At 56.7% G+C, this 17,047-nt stretch carries 10 protein-coding genes; 3 read left to right on the top strand and 7 right to left on the bottom strand.

Annotated elements, in window-relative coordinates:
• Window positions 1-13: 13 nt before the first annotated feature.
• Window positions 14-3,031, bottom strand: a complete 3,018-nt coding sequence (locus RO22_RS10125; RefSeq protein ID WP_041158259.1) for a hypothetical protein — start codon at window positions 3,029-3,031, stop codon at window positions 14-16.
• Between the two features lie 109 nt (window positions 3,032-3,140).
• Here RO22_RS10125 and RO22_RS10120 point away from each other — a divergent pair, with 109 nt between their 5' ends.
• A complete protein-coding gene (locus RO22_RS10120) occupies window positions 3,141-3,854 on the top strand; it encodes a DUF3581 family protein (protein WP_009288206.1) in 714 nt (237 codons plus the stop codon).
• A 45-nt stretch (window positions 3,855-3,899) separates the two neighbouring features.
• On the opposite strand, the gene RO22_RS10115 is transcribed toward RO22_RS10120, so the two are convergent.
• From RO22_RS10115 to RO22_RS10095, 5 genes are all read right to left on the bottom strand, one after another.
• Window positions 3,900-5,624, bottom strand: a complete 1,725-nt coding sequence (locus RO22_RS10115; RefSeq protein WP_041158258.1) for a potassium/proton antiporter — start codon at window positions 5,622-5,624, stop codon at window positions 3,900-3,902.
• Window positions 5,625-5,717: 93 nt separating this feature from the next.
• Window positions 5,718-6,143, bottom strand: a complete 426-nt coding sequence (locus RO22_RS10110; protein ID WP_022522530.1) for a hypothetical protein — start codon at window positions 6,141-6,143, stop codon at window positions 5,718-5,720.
• Window positions 6,144-6,204: 61 nt separating this feature from the next.
• Window positions 6,205-7,071 (bottom strand): transglutaminase N-terminal domain-containing protein, encoded by an 867-nt coding sequence (locus RO22_RS10105; protein ID WP_022522531.1) that lies wholly within the window; start codon window positions 7,069-7,071, stop codon window positions 6,205-6,207.
• Entirely contained in the window at window positions 7,068-9,494 is a 2,427-nt protein-coding gene (locus RO22_RS10100) for a circularly permuted type 2 ATP-grasp protein (protein ID WP_041158257.1), read from the bottom strand. Before RO22_RS10100 ends, RO22_RS10105 begins: the two co-directional genes overlap by 4 nt.
• Window positions 9,495-9,557: 63 nt before the next feature.
• Window positions 9,558-12,908 carry a DUF2126 domain-containing protein gene (locus RO22_RS10095; protein ID WP_022522533.1) on the bottom strand — a complete coding sequence of 1,117 codons (3,351 nt, stop codon included), beginning with the start codon at window positions 12,906-12,908 and terminating at the stop codon, window positions 9,558-9,560.
• A gap of 364 nt (window positions 12,909-13,272) precedes the next feature.
• Between RO22_RS10095 and RO22_RS10090 the strand changes: the two genes are divergently transcribed.
• Entirely contained in the window at window positions 13,273-14,754 is a 1,482-nt protein-coding gene (locus RO22_RS10090) for a circularly permuted type 2 ATP-grasp protein (protein WP_022522534.1), read from the top strand.
• A 4-nt stretch (window positions 14,755-14,758) separates the two neighbouring features.
• Window positions 14,759-15,769 carry an alpha-E domain-containing protein gene (locus tag RO22_RS10085; RefSeq protein WP_022522535.1) on the top strand — a complete coding sequence of 337 codons (1,011 nt, stop codon included), beginning with the start codon at window positions 14,759-14,761 and terminating at the stop codon, window positions 15,767-15,769.
• Here RO22_RS10085 and RO22_RS10080 read toward each other — a convergent pair.
• Window positions 15,766-16,836 carry a putative zinc-binding metallopeptidase gene (locus tag RO22_RS10080; RefSeq protein ID WP_041158256.1) on the bottom strand — a complete coding sequence of 357 codons (1,071 nt, stop codon included), beginning with the start codon at window positions 16,834-16,836 and terminating at the stop codon, window positions 15,766-15,768. The genes RO22_RS10085 and RO22_RS10080 overlap by 4 nt on opposite strands.
• Window positions 16,837-17,047 lie beyond the last annotated feature (211 nt).

Below are 17,047 nucleotides of genomic sequence, written 5' to 3'. Positions count from 1 at the left end.
TAATCATTAGAGGCTAATTATTAGGGCTTAGGGAACGGTTCATCTCACGCCAGCGGTCAAACCAGCGGCGGGGTTGAATAACGTGCAAGGTTGGTTCGCTGTCCTCAAGTTCAACCCCTAATCCAAGCACGCCAAGGCGGGCATAGAGCGCGCCGTTTGCGCTGCGGTCTGCCAGAGCGACATCGGAAAGCAGCAGCAGCGGGCCACCAGCGAGCGTCAAGTCGCTAAGGCTGATCTGCTTGCCGCTGATCTCTAGCTGCGCCGTGCCCTCGATATCGTGCACATTGAGCAGTCGCCCTAACCAGTCGCTATCCCTTGCGCGTGCGAGAAATAGCCGGGCGAGTAAACCGGTATCGCGCATCTCAAGGCGGAGCTGGCTGACGAGACGAATAGGATCTTCCCACGCCAATTGCGCATCCAACATGGAAAGCGTTACCCACCAACCGGCATCGGCAGAGCCATTTTCACTTTGTCGGCTAACGTTCTCCAAGCGTAAGAATGAGTCATCTGCGTTAAAACGACGCGTTTCCAGGTCGCCGTCGGTTAGGTGTAAGTCGAGATGAACATCGCCGCGAAGCTGCTGATCCAACAGCGCTAGCTCTGCGCCAAAGGCGCGCAGGGTTAGTTCGCCCTGTGCATTTAATCCTTCCAACAGCCACTCGCTTTCCAGGCTGGCTTGCCCATCCAGCAACCTAACACCCGCGCCTTCGGGCAGGTAGCGGTTGTAACGGGTGAAGTCGGGCACCTCGGTAATCGGCAGCGCGATGCGCGTGGTGAAGTGCTCGGGCTGGGGAGATTCAAGCACATCGCTAAAACGCTCGGTTTGCGTGGTGAGAGCAAAGTGGCGTCCTTCCAGGTGCGGGCTATTATCGCCTTGGCGACTCAAGGCAAAGCGGGGGATGCCAAGCGAGAGCTGGGCCCGCTCGGTGCTATCCAACTGGGCGGTGAGCTCGCCCCGTCCGGTAGCGAGATAATCTAAAAAAGTGACTTCTAACTGGTCGGCGTTGACCCGCAGCCGAGTGGGTGCCAGCAAGCGGTTATCTCGAAAGGCGCCCTGAGCAAAGAGTTGTCCTTCACCCGCGATGGCTAAACCGTGGGCGTCAGGCAAAAACGCATTTAAAAAGCCTAGCCGTTGCACGCTTCCCTCGAGTGAAAATTGCCCGCTTGGTACGTCACCTCTGCGTTGAAAGCGACCATCATTTAGCACCAATATGCTCTCTAAGCGTTCGCTCGGTTGGTCGATATCGGCCACTTGCCAGCTCAACCGGGTGCCGCTGATGTTCAGCGTTGAGCCATTCATTGCTGCCTGCTGAATAGGCAGGAAAAGCTGCATATCACTGGTTAGCGTGTCGACTTGTTCGCCGTGTTGCCAGCGTGTGGTAAGCCCGTTTCCGGCTAAATGTATCTCTCCGCTGAGCTGTTTTGACGCCATGGTGAGCTGGCCGTGGCTTGCGGCTTTCCCGCTAAGCAACTGCAGTGGCGCGGGGTCAGGTAAAATGGCGCCTAAGTAGGTTTGTAAAACGCTGATATTAGGCAGTTGCGCGGATTGCCAGCTCAATGTCGCGGATGCTTCTTCACGGGCCTTTTCTGGATCAGCTGGGCTCGATGCCGAGACGTTGATAGCGGCATCGTCAAGCAGCAGACGCTCCTGGTGGTGCAGCGTGGCGTCGGCAAAGTTAAGCGTTGCTTCGATAATTTCTTGTGGCGTTAGCTGGGCATCTAATGAGCCGCCACCTCGGGCAATGAAGCCACGCGTATCTGCCATCAACTCAGTTGCTTGAATACTTAGTTGGGCATCAAAAAGGCGCGATTGGCGAATGCTGGCAGAGGCCTCAATTTGCCCATGGCCGGAAAGACTGATGCCTTCCAGTTCAGAGTTCTCATGTTCAGAATCCTGTCCTTCAGAACTCTCTCCTTCAGAACCCCGTTCTCCTATACCGGGCGAAAGATATCGATCCAGCATATCCAGGCGGGTGATATCGCCTTGCAAGGCGAGTGTCGCTGAGGTGGGAAGGTCGAGTTGATCCAGTCGCTGATTAGGAATTTGGGTCGCAAGGCGTAGCTCGGTATGCTCTGCGTAAGGGTGCGTGTCGGCTAGCTCAACATCGGCCAGCTGCGTTGAAAAATGCAGTTGATCGTTCTCAACCGACAAACGCACTTGGCCTTCACCCGTAGCCGTGTGGCGAGGCGGAGGGGTATCCGCCAGTATCCAGCGCGGCGAGTCAGTCGGCGCATGTAAACGTTGCTCATCAATCGCTAAGCGTAGCAGGGGCGCGTTCAGTATAAGCTTGCTGCCGGGCTGTAATTCTCCTGCGGTGAGCTCCAGTGCTCCAGTTAGCGCCCCGCGCCCTTCAATGGTTAGCCAGGGCAGGGTGCCTAGGTAGGGCATAAAGACATTCCAGGCATCCGCCTGGGCATCCAACTGAAGCTGCGCTGAGAGCGCTGCTAGTAGGTTGGGGTTCAGCTCGCCGCTGGTAGCGTCGACAGGAGTTATCGAATTGAGCGTTGCATCAGCGTTAAGGTTAATATCACGCACTAAGGTCTCTTGATCACTCAAGCGAACTAAACGACCATTGGTAATGGCGAGGGAAACGTTAGGAATCGCTAGGGTGTCGCGACTTAGCGTGGTCTCCGTTACCTGCAGCTGGCCGTCAGCTTCAAGCGCGATGTCACCAACGGTCAGGCGGCGAATACCCTCGGCATCGAGTGTGTCGATATGTAGTTCGCCGCGTAATAGAGCCATTAGCGAGAGCGAAAGGGTGGCGCGTTCGGCTTCAATTGAGATGGGCAGTGCTTCATCTTCACGAGCGAGATAGAGTCCCTCTACTTCCCAGCGGCCTGGGTGGCGGCTAACGCCTTGCTCCCAGCGGATGTCGATGCCCTCGAATTGTGAAATGCGCTCGGGCAGCCACTGGCTGTTAAGCAGCCAATAGCTGCCCGCCACCCAGGTAAAGAGGATAAACAGTAGGCCAACCAACGCCCTTCGCAGCAGGCGAGGTAGGCGATTTTTACGAGTGTTCGCGTCTGACATAGTGGCTTCCCTAGCAGATAACTCCTGTTGGGACGTGTTTTATGGCATTATGCGCGGCGTTGGGCAGTGACGGGTTTTCGATTTCAACGCTAGGCAGGCAACAAACGCCATGTTCAAGGATTTTTACGCGCAGCGCGGAGAGTATGTAGTGATCTCCGCAGAGCAGGCCAGTCGCTTCGCCAAAGGCGTGGCGGGTGACTACAACCCTATTCATAACCCGGATGCACGCCGTTTTTGTGTGCCCGGTGATCTACTGTTTGTACTGATACTCACAAAGTTTGGGTTGTCGCGGCAAATGGAATTTCGCTTCACCAACATGGTGGGCGCTGATACACCGCTTAAGTTTAGCGAAGCAGACAACGGTGCACTTCACGTCTGTGATGAGAGCGGCAAATGTTACTTACAGGTGGTGCGTAGTGGTGACATTACCCACGATCCTGCGGTGGTGGAAGCCTTTGCGCGTTGCTATGTCGCGTTTTCAGGCAAAAACTTTCCGCACTATCTCAAACCGCTGATGGAAGAGCACGGGGTCATGTTTAACCCTAAACGTCCACTGGTGATCTACGATAGCATGGGGTTTTCACTCGAGCGTTTGGATGGTTTTGCTCCAGGCTTGACGCTGAATCACTCTTCGCTGGAGGTGCACGGTAAACGCGCCGATGCACTGCTGGAGTTCTCTATTGAGTCCGCCGGAGAGGCCGTAGGGGTGGGTTCCAAAAAGCTCGTAGTGAGCGGCCTTTGTGACTATGACGCCGATGAAATGGCCGCTATTGTAGAAGAGTTCTATCGTCTCAAGGCCGCTTACGAGACGGCCTCGACTTGAACACTGGTACTTAGCCTCTTGCGAGGCTAAGTATGGATAAGACGCTTATTGGTCAGGCTTGTCCTGCACCGTCAAGCCAACCGTGGTAATACGGCCACCGAGTGTCGCCAGTACCGCCAGCATGATGCCATCGAGCTGAAGTGAGTCGCCTATCTCCGGTTGGCTGGAGAGTGTATTGCGCAGCAGCGCATCGAGAGTCGTCTGGCCATCCTCCCCTTCGATCAACACGCCATACGAGTGGCGTAAATCGTCTATCCTGGTACTGCCCTTGAGCTTCAGCTCCTGATCGGGCAGCTCGTCACTGACCACGCCCACCGCATCTGAAAAGACACAGTCGATAAACGGTCTCGTCTCGGGACGCAGCACCACGAACAGGTGATCGCCAGCCATTAGCTCTGTCGAGCCTCGCGGGGGAATTACGTCCTTACCCCGGGTAATCATTGCGACGACCGTCGTATCGGGTAGTGCCATTTGTGAAAGCCGCCGACCCGCTGCGCGTGGATGGTCGCTCAGGGTGTACTCCACAATATCGGCATCTACCTCTTCCAGCGCGGTAATCTCAAGGCTGGCCGCCGGTACCGCTGGCGGTTTTTCAGTCAATCCCAGCTTGCGGGCCACCACTGGCAGAGTGGTGCCCTGGATGGTTGCCGAGATCAGCACCACGAAAAACACCACATTGAAGATTAATTCTGCACCCTCCAGCCCAAACATCAGCGGAAAAATAGCCAGGATAATAGGGACGGAGCCACGTAGGCCTACCCAGGCCACTAAACTGGCTTCACGGGCATTGAAGCCGAACAGTTTCATGACCGGCAACACGGCGATTGGCCGGGCAACCAAAATCAGTACCGCAGCAATCACCAGCCCTTCCAGCCATACATCCAGCAGAGACACCGGGTTTATCAGCAGCCCCAATACCACGAACATCACGATCTGGCTTAGCCAGGCGAGCCCATCATGAAACAGGAATGTGCTGCGCTGAAAGGCGATACGGTGGTTGCCAATGAACACCCCGGTCAGGAAAATGGCCAGGAATCCGCTCCCCCCTGCGTTGGCTGAGATACCAAAGGAAAGGAAGCCACACGCGGCCACCATTACCGGGTAAAGGCCCGAGGCCACCAGATGGATGCGGTTAATGATCTTGACCGATGCCCATCCTACGCCAAGCCCTACCAGGCCCCCTACGCCCATCTGCATGACGAAAAGCTCAAGCAGCCCCGTGCCTGGTTTCATGCCATTGACCAGCACTTCCAGCAACCCGACGGTAAGGAAAATAGCCATCGGGTCGTTTGAGGCGCTTTCGATCTCTAGCGTGGATTTCAGTTTTTTATTGATATGTATGCCGGCGTTTCTTAACAGCGAAAATACCGCTGCGGCATCTGTGGAGCCCACGATAGCCCCTAGTAGCAGGCCTTCCAGCAGCGGTAAGTCGAGAATGTAGGCGGCTGCCACGCCGGTGATTAGAGCCGTGATCAACACCCCGAAAGTGGCGAGCAGGGAGGCGGGTTTCCAGACTTTTCGAATCGATGAGGTAGGCGTTTGAAGCCCGCCGTCAAAGAGGATCATTGCCAGCGCCAGCGTGCCTAGGGCATGTGCCCCCGCTGGGTTGTCGAAGGCGATCCCTCCAATACCACTCTCACCGGCCAGCATGCCAATGACCAAGAACAGAACCAGGACAGGTAAGCCAAGGCGGGCAGATAATTTGCTCGATACAATGCCCACCAATATCAAAATGGCAGCAAGTAAAATGAGCTTGTCAACGGGAAACATAAACGGAGAACCCTTCTAAAAAGGTACTGATAGTTTGAATGGCAGCGTGTCTCTAAAGCGGTGCCACTAATGAATAACTGAACAACTACGTAGTTAGCTCTTTGCGAGGATAGGCGGTGCCCGACCGGGGGGAAGAAGGAGGGCACAGCCGCTGGTGTCGTTTGAAACGACACGGCCAAGAATTGCCTGGCGGGAGATAGCTGAATGCAGCGAGGCGAAAAAGCTAACGGGAGGGGGATCGTCGGCTGACCATTTGATGGCCTTCAAAAGCTCTTTATCTACCTGCCGCTTGGTGGCAGCGTTTCTTATTCGTAGCTTGGTGGGGAGTGGCGCGAAAGCGTAGTGACTCGAAAGACTTTTCAGGCTTTCATCGGTCTGTTGCAGCTCGGTGAAATGTGGCTTGTAAAACTGTTCGACGGCACCCGATAGCAAGACCAGAAAACAGCCCAGAAGCAGGATCTGGGATGCCCAGAGAGGCGCATGCCCGACGTTTTTACCATCACCATCCCTTTGCTGCATCGGGTCTTCCTTGAACAAGCCAGCTATGTATCTGTTATACCTTAGGTGGGGTTGGTTTGCATCAGCCCACCAGTGGCATGACATCCACTTCGACTTCCAGGCGGTGTTCGCCGCCCCCGTTCATGACGCCTTTTAGCGGGGCTACGTCGGCGTAATCTCGCCCCCAGGCCAGTACAGGGTGCTGTTCACTGGCCACGGTGCCATTGGTGGGGTCTAGGGCCAGCCACCCCCATTCGGGAATCCAGGTCGCCAACCATGCATGGGAAGCATCTGCGCCGATCAGGCGTGGCTGCCCGGGCGGGGGCTGGGTTTCCAAATAGCCACTGACATAGCGCGCAGCAAGACCTACCGAACGCAATGCACCAATCGCGAGATGAGCAAAATCCTGGCAGACACCCCGCCGGTTGGCGAGTACTTCGCTTAGCGGCGTTGCGAGTGTGGTAAAGCTGGGGTCGTACTCGAAGGTTTGATGAATCAGTTCATTGAGCGCGAGAGTCGCCTCGACTATTGGCCTGCCTGGGGTAAAGCAGCTGTGGGCAAAGGTGGCCAGCTCATCATTACGGCGAATAAACGGTGAGTCGAGGCGGTAAAGTTGAATGTCAAAACTGTTGTTCTGGCTAAGCTGCTGAGCGACTTGTTCCCACGTCGTTGAGGTGGTGGGTAGCGCTGCTAAGGGGTGTGTACTCAACTGCGTTACCACCGTGACATCCAAGGTTTGATGAACTTCCTCCATGGCGAAATAGAGCACTCGATTGCCGAATACATCGCGGCGCTCCATCTGTACCTGCGGCGTGGGGCTGATCTGCAGTTCCGAGGCACCACAGTGCTGATGCGGCGTTTTACGTGGTAGTACCCGAGCTTCACTATGGCACAGCGTCACGGGGGCGCTGTAGTGGTAGCGGGTGGTATGGCGCAGCGTGTAGTTCATGCATCAGGCTCCATGCTGACTAACTGGCGTGGCCGCTCCACGTGGCTGAAATGACTCTGACTGATGGCTTCAGAAAGCGCGCTTAAGGGTTCAATTAAAGCATCCAGCAGTTGCTCTAAGGCATCCTGTGCCTCCGGTGTATCGGCTAGATGACTTAAGCGATCAATGTCGGCCAGGTGCAGTGCCGCATTGGCCTGAATTAATAGCCGCCGTTCGGCGTTACGGTAGGGCGATGAGCTGCCCGGCAGGCGATCCATCTGTCGTTCAATGCGCTTGAGCATATAGCCCACCGAGCGAGGATTGGTTTCATCGAACAGCAGTAGATCGAGAATCGCCGCAGGGTGAAGCTCACTGCGGTAGCGGCGGCGATAGGCGGTAAAGTTATCGGTGGTGGCGAGCACGACTTCCCACAACGCCAGCCCCGGCGAGTGCGGCGCATTGAGGGTGAGCTTGAGCAGCGAGAGCAGTCCCAGTACGCGATCCAGGAAGCGACCAATATCCATAAACCGCCAGCCGTAGTGATGGGGCATGGTTTCGTTACACAGCCCGAAGAAGGCGGCTAGCTGAGCAGACAGCCCCTCGCAAGCGCGCCGTGCCGCGCTGGCCCCCAAGCTTGGGTTGAAGGTGGCCATGCGCTGACGCAGCTGGTGCACCACCCGCCAGGAGTCATCGCCTAAGTGGTCACGCACGCTGCGTGCGTTGCGCATTAGTTGGGCAAACAGTGGCTGTAAGGCCTGGGGATCCACGTCATCAAACTGCGCCAGTAACGCGGCGCGCTTTAGATCAAAACCAATCAAAGGTGCCTGTAGTCGCTGTTGGTCCTCTTCGTTTAGCGTGGTGATATCCAGTGCCAGCAGAAGTTCATCGAGCAGCTGATCGGCGATCTCATCCTGGTCGTACTCCATTAGCCTCATTAGCGCTTCACGCAGCAGTCGCGCGCGGGTGTCTAAGCGCTCGCCGTAGCGGCCTAACCAAAACAGGCTTTCGGCTACTCGGCTGGGTAGGTCGGTGCCGTCACGGGTGGCCACCACCGGGCCGCGGGCCTGGCGGAGCTGGCTGACATGGGGCTGAGGAGAGGCTGCCGTAACCCAGACATCTTTAACGATGGTGCTGCTTAGTGATGGCAAGCCAGGTTCGCCAACCCAAGCTAAACCACCGGGCATTACTTGGTACTCGCCAGCCGCACTATTTTTAGCAGCAGTGCTGCTTTTGGCAGTGGCATTGGGGGTGCGTGTTACAAAGCAGCGTAGGTTGAGCGTGGTGGGCTCCAGGCGCTGTAGGTGGCTATCAAAAACCGGCGCGGTGGCTGGCTGCGTCGTGGCATTGACGTTGGGCAGCAGCAGGGTCTCACCCAGAAGATGCTCGCACAGCATCGGTAAGTAGTCCGCTAACACCGGGGCTTCCAAAATGCCTACCCCCAAGGCGTTAGATAGCGCCACGCCGCCTGAGCGCATGGCCTGGAGTAGCCCGGGTACGCCCAGCTGCGAATCGCCGCGCAGTTCCAGCGGGTCGCAGTAAGCGTCGTCGCAGTGGCGCAGTATCACATCGACTGGCTGTAGACCGCCCAGGGTGCGCAGCCATACTTGGGTATCGCGTACGACTAAATCCTGGCCTTCTACCAGTGCAATATTGAGGTAATTGGCTAAATAGGCGTGCTCAAAATAGCGTGGGCTCCCCGGCCCCGGCGTTAATAAGATAAGCGTGGGGTTATCGCGATGCTGATAGGCCATGGCGATCAGCGTGCGGTGGTGTAGGTCAAGAAACCCCGCTAGCCGCTTTAAGGGCGCATTGCGATACATATCCGGCAGGGCGCGGGCCATCAGTATACGGTTTTCGAGCGCAAGCCCAGTACCGGATGGCGCCTGTAGGCGGTCTGCCAACACCCGCCACTGGCCCTGAGTATCCTGAATCACATCCACACCGTGGAAAATAATCGGCGCGCGGTCATTGGGCAGCGACTGGTGGCAGGGCAGTAATAAATGCGCTGAGGCAAGCAGCTCTTGGGTGGGGAGTAGTCCAGCCTCAAAGAGCGTTTTGGGCCCATAGATATCGTCGTAGAGGGCGCTCAGCAGACGACTGCGCTGGATTAGCCCCGCTTCTAATGCTTGCCACTGTGGTTCATCAATCACCCAGGGTAGCGGGTCGAGCCGCCACGAACGCCCCTGGGTTTCATCATGCATATTGAAAATTACGCCGTTTTCAGCCAGTAGGCGCTGAATCTCGTCATGCTGCTGGTGACGACCCGTCGGGCCCAGGCCCTCCAATGAGCCGAGTAAGCTCTGCCAGCCAGGGCGTAACTGCCCCTGGCCATCGAGCATGGCGTCGAACGTGCCGGGCTGTCCCTTGCCTAGCTGGTGTAAGTAATCCTCAACGAGCCCGTTAGCCACGGGCGCGAGAAGTGAGGGAGAGACAGGGGCCGTCATTATCCTTGTAATCCTAAGCAGTAGGAGGCGGATTATCCTGCACTAGTCGCTAAGAGAAAAGCATTAGCTAGGCGTCCAGCGCAGGTCGAGGGTCTGCGGCAGTTCCAGGCTGGGGGTTTCCAGCTTGGGAACCTGATGGCCATGACTATGGCCGCTGTCACTAAAACGCCCCAGTCTTCGCGCTTCGGCTTCAAACGCATTGACCGGGAAGGTATCGAAATTACGCCCTGTGGGGTGCACTACGTAGTAAGTACAGCCCGCGACTGAGCGCTGGTTCCAGGTGTCGATCACATCAAACACCAGCGGCGCGTGAATGGGGATCTGCGGATGAAGCGCCGAGGGCGGCTGCCAAGCGCGGTAACGCACCCCGGCCACCGCTTCGCCGTTTCTGCCGGTAGCTGAAAGGGGCACCCGGCGGCCGTTGCAGGTCACCACATAGCGGTCACCGCTCATGCCACTCACCTTGACTTCCAGGCGCTCCACTGAGGAATCCACGTAGCGGGCAGTGCCGCCAGCTGAGGCCTCTTCGCCCAATACATGCCAGGGTTCGATGGCTTGGCGCAGCTCAATATCCAGCATGGGGGTGTGCAAGCGTCCGTGCAGCGGGAAGCGAAACTCCAGGAAGGGGGCGAACCACTCTAGATCAAAATCGAAGCCGTGGTGGCGCAAGTCACCCAGCACGTCGTCAAGGTCGCTCCAGAGGTAGTGGGGAAGCATCCAGCGATCCTGCAAGGCGCTGCCCCAGCGCACCGGTTTGGCTCGGTAGGGCGTTTTCCAGCAGCGGGCTACCAGTGCGCGGATCAGCAGCATCTGCATCAGCCCCATGCGGGCATGGGGTGGCATCTCAAAGCCGCGTAGTTCCAGTAAGCCGAGGCGACCGCTGTCGCTATCCGGCGAGTAGAGTTTGTCGATACAGAATTCGGCGCGGTGAGTATTGCCGGTTAAGTCGGTGAGCAGGTGGCGCAATAAGCGATCGACCAGCCAGGGCTGCACCACTTCGCCTTCGGGCATTTGCTGTAGGGCGATCTCCAGCTCATAGAGGGCTTCATGGCGAGCTTCATCCACCCGCGGCGCCTGGCTGGTGGGGCCAATAAACAGACCCGAAAACAGGTAAGAGAGACTCGGGTGGTGCTGCCAGTAGGTGACTAAACTGGCGAGCAGATCCGGACGACGCAAAAACGGTGAATCGTCAGGCGTCAACCCGCCCAGGGTGACATGGTTGCCACCGCCGGTACCGGTGTGGCGGCCATCGAGCATAAACTTTTCAGTGCCCAGGCGGGTTTCACGGGCTTCCGCATACAGCCGTTCGGTTTGTGCCACCAGGGTTTGCCAACTGGCCGCAGGCATAATATTCACTTCGATCACGCCTGGGTCGGGGGTGATCATAAAATTTTCCAGACGCGGATCCCGAGGGGGCGAGTAGCCCTCTATCATGACCGGGCAAGCGAGTTCCTTGGCGCACTCCTCAACGGTGCTAAGTAGATCCAGGTAGTGCTCTAAGCCGGTCAGCGGGGGCAGGAAAATATTTAGGCGACCATCCCGTGGCTCCACACATAGGCTGGTGTGAATAACATTACTTTCCCTATCGCTGTTTGCCGGGGGCTGCTGTTGAACGGATTCGCCCTCGGGGTGTGATGGGCTCGGGTGGCTTGAGCGCCCCAAGCGTTCGGCATCACTGATATGCAGCTGTTCGGCGTTGCGGCGGGCAACTTCACCGTGAATATCACCCAGTTCAGGCCGAGGAGCGAACAGCGATTCAGGCTGCGGCTGCTCCTCTGGGTCAGCCCAGGGAAGCGTTGAAAGGGGTAAGCGTAGGCCCATGGGCGAATCGCCGGGCACCAGAAATAAGTGGTCGCGCTTGAGCGGCCAGCGGCCGCTCTCCCAGCGGTGGGCTTGGCTGATCGAGTGGCGCAGCGGCAGGGCGTAGCCCACGACTTCGTCTAACCCCTGCTCCAATAAGCGAGCTAAACGGTGGCGTTCGGCGTCATCTTTTAGATTGGCTTCGCGTGGGTCGACATTGACCGGCAGCGATTGCTCTTTCCAGAGGTAGTAGTAGGCATCTTCATACGCCGGAATCCAGTAGCGCTCAGCCACGCCCAGGCGTTCGCTAAGTGCTTTGGTAAAGCGTTGGGCAGTGGTGTCATCCACGGCTACCTTGGGGGCGCCTTCCATACAAGCTAGCCATTTTGGATCTCGCCATAGCGGCACGCCATCTTTCCGCCAATAGCAGGCCAGCGCCCAGCGCGGTAACGGTTCACCGGGGTACCATTTGCCCTGCTGTTGCTGAATAGCGCTGCCGGGCGCATAGGCGGCTTGCAGCCGGGTTAGCAGTGCCTCGGCGCGCTCGCGCTTGTGCTCACCTAACGCTTCGGTATTCCACTGTGGGCTCTCCATATCGTCGACGGATACAAACGTGGGTTCGCCCCCCATAGTAAGGCGAACGTCCTGCTGTAAGAGTTCAGCGTCCACTTGGTCGCCCAGCGTGCAGATACGGTGCCACTGTTCATCGCTATAGGGCTTGGTGACCCGTGGGTCTTCATGGATGCGCTCGACCTCCATGGTCACATCAAAGGTGACTTCACACTTATCCGAAAATCCGGTGATGGCCGCGGCGCTACCCGTCGTCGGAGTGGCGGCGAGGGGAATGTGTCCTTCGCCAGCGAATAGACCTGAGGTGGGGTCAAGGCCTACCCAGCCGGCGCCGGGCAGGAAGACTTCGGTCCAGGCGTGCAGGTCGGTGAAGTCCACCTCGCTGCCGCTCGGGCCGTCCAGCGCTTTAACATCTGACTTGAGCTGAATGAGATAGCCGGACACAAAACGAGCGGCGAGGCCCAGATGGCGGAAAATTTGCACCAGCAGCCAGGCACTGTCGCGGCAGGAGCCGCTGGCGAGTGTCAGCGTCTCTTCGCAGCTCTGGACACCGGGCTCCAGGCGCACTAGGTAACCGATGTCATTCTGCAGACGTTGATTAAGCGCGACCAGAAAATCGACGGTGGTAGTCGGTTCACGGGGAACGGCTTTGAGCCACTCCATCAGCCGTGGCCCTGATTCGGTTATTTCAAGATAGGGGCTTAGTTCTTGGCGCAGCGCTTCTGGGTAAGCAAAGGGAATCGTTTGCGCAATGTCGTCCAAGAAGAAATCGAACGGGTTAATCACCGTCATCGGGACGATTAGCTCGACGGCAATGGTTAACTCTTGGCGCGGTTCAGGGAACACCACGCGAGCATTGAAGTTGCCGAACGGATCCTGTTGCCAGTTTAAAAAGTGGTCATCGCCGGAGAGTTTGAGCGAGTACGCTTCGATATGAGTACGGCAGTGGGGCGCTGGGCGCAGTCGAATAACATGGGGCGAAAGACGCACCGGGCGGTCAAAGTGGTAAGTCGTACGATGATACAAGGCAACGCGAATGGTCATGAGCCACCCTCAAAAGAACCGTTATTAACCGGCTGGTCGGTTGGGTTAAGGAATAACCGAACGTTTCGCAAGTATCGTTCCACTTTTACTTTTTTGCAGCCGCTATCTTAACTAAGACGTTTAACTAAAGTGGAAATCGCGTTATGCACCAACTTGATGCCTCTTGCGCGCACCAAGATAGGGCGTAAAGGCGTTTTAATTTCCTCGTGCTCTCTGTCAAGTAGCGTTTAAGTAAGTGAACGTTGAAATATCGCAAAAGATGGTACGCATTTTGCTCTCAATTGTTTGATTGTTTTGCACGCGGCAGGCCTACACTGAGCATTGAGGAAGTTGCCGCTTCCACCCCAGCGCCAGGAGAGCGCCCATGAGCCAAGTGAATTGGAATAACTATGCGTGTCGTGATTACTACGATGAGCTGATGGCCGCTCCCGGTCAGCCACGCGAGTCAGCGGGTGAATTGTGCAACATGTTGGCAAGGTTTAGCGCCGAGGAGTTAGCGGAGCGAAAAACCGCGGCGGAGATCGCTATTCGTACCATGGGGATTACCTTCACCGTCTACTCTGAAGGCGCGATGATTGACCGTGCCTGGCCCTTTGATATTGTGCCGCGAATCATTCCCGCCAGTGAGTGGCGTAAAACCGAGGCAGGCCTTAAGCAGCGCGTGCAGGCGCTGAATCTATTTATCGATGACCTTTACCATGATCAAAAAGTCATTAAGGACAAAGTACTGCCCGCCGAGGTGCTGGCACAATCGGTTAATTTCCGCCCCCAGTGTGTTGGCATTAACCCCCCTCACGGCGTATGGGCTCATGTATGTGGCTCTGACCTGGTGCGCGATGGCGACGGGACGCTCTACGTGCTGGAGGATAACTTACGCATTCCTTCCGGTGTCTCCTACATGCTGGAAAACCGCAATGTCACCAAGCGGGTACTGCCGGAGTTGTTCGCCTCAGGCAAGATTTTGCCCGTTGATGACTATGTGGCTCAGCTTTACGACATGCTGGCGGAGATGTCGCCAAGGCCAGGTGATGACCCCCAGGTAGTGGTACTGACTCCCGGGATCTACAACTCTGCCTATTTTGAGCACGCCTATCTTGCCCAGCAAATGGGCGTCGAGCTGGTGCAGGGAAGTGATCTACTCGTTGATGACGATGATGTGGTGTACATGCGCACCGTGGAAGGGCTACGCCGGGTCGATGTTATTTACCGCCGTGTAGACGATGAGTTTCTCGACCCGGAAGCATTTAACCCGGAATCCATGCTGGGGGTGGCGGGCCTAATGCGCGCCTGGCGGGCGGGGAAAGTAGCACTTGCCAATGCGCCGGGGGCTGGCGTGGCGGACGATAAGGTCGTTTACGCCTTTGTTCCCGCGTTGATTCGCTACTACCTCGATCAAGAGCCGCTGATCCCTAACGTGCCCAGCTACTTGTGTATGTTCGAGGACGACCGCCGCTATGTCCTCGACCACCTGGATGAATTGGTAGTGAAACCGGCCAATGAGTCGGGGGGCTACGGTATGCTCATTGGCCCACGCTCAACCAAAGAGACCCGCGAAGAGTTTGCCCGTTTGATTAAGGCGAACCCGCGCAACTATATGGCTCAGCCTACCCTGGCACTGTCGACCACGCCTACGCTGGCGAATGGGTTACCGCAGCCGCGCCATGTGGATTTACGCCCCTTCATTCTTTCGGGGCCAGAAATCCATGTCACCACCGGTGGTCTGACCCGCGTGGCATTGATAGAAGGTTCGTTGGTGGTGAACTCTTCTCAAGGTGGCGGTAGTAAAGACACCTGGATTGTAGAAACCGACGACAAGGCGGCAGCGGCCGCGGTGAAAGGAGCCTAACGCCATGCTGTCACGCGTTGCAGAGAACCTCTACTGGATGGCGCGCTATATTGAACGTGCGGAAGACACTGCCCGTTTGCTGAGTGTCAATAGCCACCTTATGCTCGATTTGCCGGGGCGCCTGCCGTTAGGTTGGGCACCGCTTATCGAAATGACCGGCAGTCTGGAAGCCTTTACCGCACGCCATAAAGACTTTGATGAACGCAATGTGGTGCACTTTTTATGCGCTGATACTGACAATGATATTTCGATTATCTCTGCGCTTGCCAGTGCCCGTGAGAACCTCAGAACCACTCGGGATGTGGTGCCCCGGGAGATTTGGGAAGAGGTTAACCAGCTCTATCTGAGCGTGGCCGATCATGCCGAAAACGGTGTTAGTCCACGCCGTCGCGATAGCTTTCTCAAAAGCGTCATCCGTAGCTGCCAGGCGTTGACGGGCCTGATTGAAGGCACGTTAAGCCATGGCCCTGCGCGTACCTTTATTGAGCTGGGGCGTCAGTTAGAGCGGGCCGATATGACTACTCGCATCGTGGATGTGCGCTCTGCCAGCCTGCTGCCGCAAAACCCTGAAGAGCTGCTGCCGTTTGAAAACCTGCAGTGGATGAGCGTACTCAAATCGCTCACCGCCTACCAAATGTACCGTCAGCAGGTACGCTTACGCGTTCGGGGCCCGGATGTGCTGCGCTTTTTGCTGCAAGATCCTAATCTGCCACGCTCCATTGCCTGCAGCTTGGAGACGCTGGGCCATGAGCTGACGCTACTGCCAAGACAGGATCGACCGGCAGCGACCGTTTCACTGGTGCGCGCCGATGTGGTGGATGCCGATATTCAAGCGCTGGCCCACTCACCCAGCAAGCTGCACCTGTTTATCGACGAACTGCAGATCGGCTTTGCCGCTATCCACGATACGCTTAGCGCAACCTACTTTGTGAATGACGACAGCGTGCCCCGCGTCACCCAAACCCAGAGTCAGAGCCAGAGTCAAAGCCACGCAGGGGATAACGATAACGACTAACCAGTGGGGGAGCCGCGCTCTAGCGGGCTGGCGGCCTGCACGGTTCGATGCAGGTACGCCAGCTTCTCGCGCACCGCTGGGGCAAGCACTCCTGGGGCCAAATCGAGCAGGCCCATATCCCGGTTGAGCTCATTCACTGCCATCCCTACCTGATGAAAGGCAATCAGCATGCTCTCCAGACTGCCGTCGTACTCAACGGGGGTAATACCCATGTGCAGTGCGGTATTCAGCACGGCGACCATATCCAAGTAGTAGGCAAATGTTTCAGCAAAATCTTCCCAGGGGTGCATGGTGGCGTAAGCAGAGATGAAGTGATTAGGCCAGTCGCTGGGCGCCCCCTGCTGGTAGTAGCGCTCTAACGCTTCAGCATAGGTTGGCCGGTGGTGATTGCCAAATACCGCACGGCAATTCTCTTCATCGCGATCCTTAACCAATACATCCCAATAGTAGTGGCCGATTTCATGGCGGAAATGACCAATTAATGTGCGATGGGATTCGTTCATGTCGACCCGCAAGCGCTCGCGTTCAACGTCGTCGGCTTCTTTGATGTTGATGGTGATATGCCCTGCTGCATGGCCGGTATACACCTTCTCTGGCTTGGCAGTGGAACGCCATAAGCCCTGGTCGGGGAGGGCATCAGCCATAAATGAGAAGCTTAACGGCACAGCAATGTCGTCGTCTTTGGTACCGTGGGGAAGTTTAAGTAGATCCAGAGTATGAAAAAGGCGCCGTTTAGCAGCCTCTAGTGCCGCCCAACGCTCACGGTGGCCTGCAATATTGAGGTTGGGTATTACTTCGTTGTAACGACAGCAGTCGCAGAGCGTGTCCGCTTGGCCGTGTTCCATCACCACCAGCCGATTACACACGTTTTCAACAGCGTAGTTGTGGCACTTCATTAGCGCCGTATCGCAACCCGGGTGGGTACAGCGATAGCCGCCGTTATCCAAGGGCTCAATGGCCACGATATTGCTACAAGCAGGGCACCAGCCTACTTCTGACTGACAGGCAAGGCAGTGGGTGTTTTCGTAGAACAGCGGATTGCCACAGCGGCAGTGAAAGGTCTGCATAGATAATTCCCTGTGTTTAAACACGAGCTTTCGCTATGGATGAACCGCGAGGTAGCGGCGTACTCATTAGTCGTTTACTAGCCGAAGCATAGCCAGCGCGGTGCCACAATGGAAAGGCTAATTGACGCCTAGGTGTAGATTTTGTTTACTCATGAGATACTTGGTTGACGTTAACGTCAACTTGCTGCTATACCCTGTGTACTTGCCTTAC

This window comes from Halomonas sp. KHS3 (assembly GCF_000830495.1).
Classification (GTDB): domain Bacteria; phylum Pseudomonadota; class Gammaproteobacteria; order Pseudomonadales; family Halomonadaceae; genus Vreelandella; species Vreelandella titanicae.
Note: the sequence above shows the minus strand (reverse complement) of the source record. Positions and strands in the feature narration are given on the sequence as shown.